The organism is Brachyspira catarrhinii (assembly GCF_005518285.1).
In the GTDB taxonomy this organism is placed as follows: domain Bacteria; phylum Spirochaetota; class Brachyspiria; order Brachyspirales; family Brachyspiraceae; genus Brachyspira; species Brachyspira catarrhinii.
The window spans coordinates 1-2661 of record NZ_SJDU01000321.1; the positions used below are offsets into that span (position 1 = coordinate 1).

Below are 2661 nucleotides of genomic sequence, written 5' to 3' on the forward strand. Positions count from 1 at the left end.
AATAGAAAACTTTATTTCTTTATTTAAAAAGTATTATTATTTTTTATATCGGAATTTTTAATCAAATTATTAGTTTTTTATGGCAAGCTGTCCGCATCCAGCGAGTATATCCTGCCCTTGTTTGAATCTTTCTATTACTTCTACGCCGTTGTCTTTTAATATAGATTTGAATCTTAAAATAATATCCTTATTCGGTTTTTTAAGTTCTGGGGCATGTTCTACGGGATTCATCGGAATTATATTTACTTTAAATGGAAATTCTTTTTTTAAGTTTACTATTCTGTAAGCATCGTTTACCGAATCGTTAATATCTTTTATAAGAACCCATTCAAAAGTTATCATTCTTTTTCCGTTTTTACTGTATCGCTTTAATATCGCAATCAAATTTTCCACATTATATTTTTTATTTATTGGCATTATTTTATCTCTAACTTCGTTTTTCAGAGAATGCAAAGAAACGGCAAGCCTGCAATCCAAATCTTTTTCTATCAATTGTTTTATTCCCGTAATCTCTCCCGCTGTCGATATCGTTATATGCCTTATTCCAAGATTAAATCCTTTATAAGAGTTGATAGTTTCTATTGCCTTGAATAAATTTTTCGTATTCGCCAAAGGTTCGCCCATTCCCATAAAAACTATAGAATTGACTTTTTTCGTTATAGCTCGCATTAAAATAAATTCCGCAAGTATTTCGTCAGCCGTCAAATTCCTTGAAAGCCCCATAGCTCCCGTAGAACAGAAAGCGCAGGAATATCCGCATCCCACTTGAGACGATAAACAAAATGTGACTCTTTCGTTTTTAGACAAAATTACAGATTCTATTTTTTTTTTGTCGTATAAAGATATTAATAATTTTTTAGTTCCATGCTCGTCTTCAAATATATTTTCCACTTTTGAATTATGAATAAAATAATTTTCTTTAAGCGATGCTCTTAAATTTTTTGGAATATCGCTCATCTCTTCAAAATCTACTGCATATTTTTTGTATATCCAATTTAAAATTTGAGAAGAATGAAATTTAGGAAAATTATTGCTTTCGCAAAATTTCTCCAAATCGTCTTCGGAAAGATTCATTAAAGATATTTTTTTAGCCATAATTAATTGTTTTTTTATTCGATTTATTTTTCCGTATCAACCAATAAATCGTTCGTATGCTCTTTATTTGAAACCGCTTTTTTATCCAAATTTTCTTTTTTATTTTCCGCTTCCGTTTTATCCGCTTTTTCTCCGTTTTTCTGACTTTCCAAATATTCGGTAAGTTCTTCTTTTACTTTGTCAATTCCGCCCATATTCAAATTTTCTCTTATCTGTATTTCAAGCTCCAATCTCATTTTTGGGTCGGAAGAAAGCAATTCTCTAACTTTTTCTTTTCCTTGCGCTATTTGCTCTCCGTTATAATAAAACCAAGCGCCGCTTCTTGTGATAATTTTCGCTTCCATCGCCAAGTCGATTAATAAACCTTCTGTAGAAATTCCATGCCCGAATATAATTTCTAAATTAACCACTTTGAAAGGAGCGGACAATTTATTTTTCACCACTTTAATTTTTACTTTATGCCCAATAGTTTCGTCTCCTTTCTTTATCCATTCCGTTCTTCTAATATCGAGTCTAACGGAAGAATAAAATTTCAAAGCCTTTCCTCCCGTAGTTGTTTCGGTAGGTCCCGCGCCGTATCCCGTAGTCGCTATATTTTGCCTTAACTGATTAATAAACACGACAGCGGTATTTGTATTGCTTATTATTGCCGTTAATTTTCTCAAAGCATGACTCATCAAACGAGCCTGTAAAGCTATATGAGCGTCTCCGATATCTCCCGCAAGTTCCGCTCTCGAAACCAATGCGGCAACGGAATCGACAACGACTATATCGAAAGCAGTTGAAGAAACCACTTTCTCCAAAATTTCCAAAGCCTCTTCTCCAGAATTTGGCTGCGAAATATATAGATTATCAATATCTACTCCCAAAGCGCTCGCGTAAGTAGGGTCTAATGCATGTTCCGCGTCAATAAAAGCCGCATATCCTCCCGCCTTTTGAGCTTCCGCAATCACATGAAGAGTGAGAGTAGTTTTTCCAGAAGCTTCATGCCCGTATATTTCCGTTATTCTTCCTCTCGGTATTCCGCCGACTCCAAGCGCATGGTCTAAAGTCAAAGCTCCAGTAGATATAACATCCACATTAACCGTTTTATTGCTTCCGAGTCGCATAAAAGAGCCCGCTCCGTATTTTTTATTTATTTGGTCGGTAATCGCTTCTATAGCTTCGTTTTTTCCGTCTTTTTTTATTTCAGAATTTTCTTTCTTTTTAGCAGTTGCCATTTGAATCACTCCATAAAATTAATATTATTCAATATTATTCATTGTATAAAGATACATTAATTTTGTCAATATTAAAATTTATATTTGAAAGTTATTTTATTTATAATTTATATAATATATAGCCGTCTAATTTAATATTTTGACAAATTAAATTATTCTGTTATAATGTTGCTTATGTTAGAAAAAGATTTTAAAGTTTTGAACGATTATTTTATGCGATATTTACTCGCAAAAGAAGACAGCCAAAATATTCTTAAAGATTTAATTAATTCCGTGAGAATTGACGCTGGGCAAGAAGGATTTGAAGAAGTAACTATTCTTAACACTTTCAACTTAAAAGAATCGA

2 protein-coding genes and 1 pseudogene are annotated in these 2661 nt (G+C 32.7%); 1 reads left to right on the forward strand and 2 read right to left on the reverse strand.

The features are described 5' to 3' along the window. Window positions 1-69 precede the first annotated feature (69 nt). A complete protein-coding gene (gene rlmN / locus EZH24_RS09960) occupies window positions 70-1095 on the reverse strand; it encodes a dual-specificity RNA methyltransferase RlmN (protein ID WP_137998994.1) in 1026 nt (341 codons plus the stop codon). A 23-nt stretch (window positions 1096-1118) separates the two neighbouring features. Next, on the reverse strand, window positions 1119-2315 hold the full coding sequence (gene recA, locus EZH24_RS09965) for a recombinase RecA (protein ID WP_137998995.1): 1197 nt from the start codon (window positions 2313-2315) through the stop codon (window positions 1119-1121). A gap of 165 nt (window positions 2316-2480) precedes the next feature. Here recA and EZH24_RS09970 point away from each other — a divergent pair. Next, window positions 2481-2661: pseudogene (locus tag EZH24_RS09970) on the forward strand (Rpn family recombination-promoting nuclease/putative transposase); the annotation flags it as partial.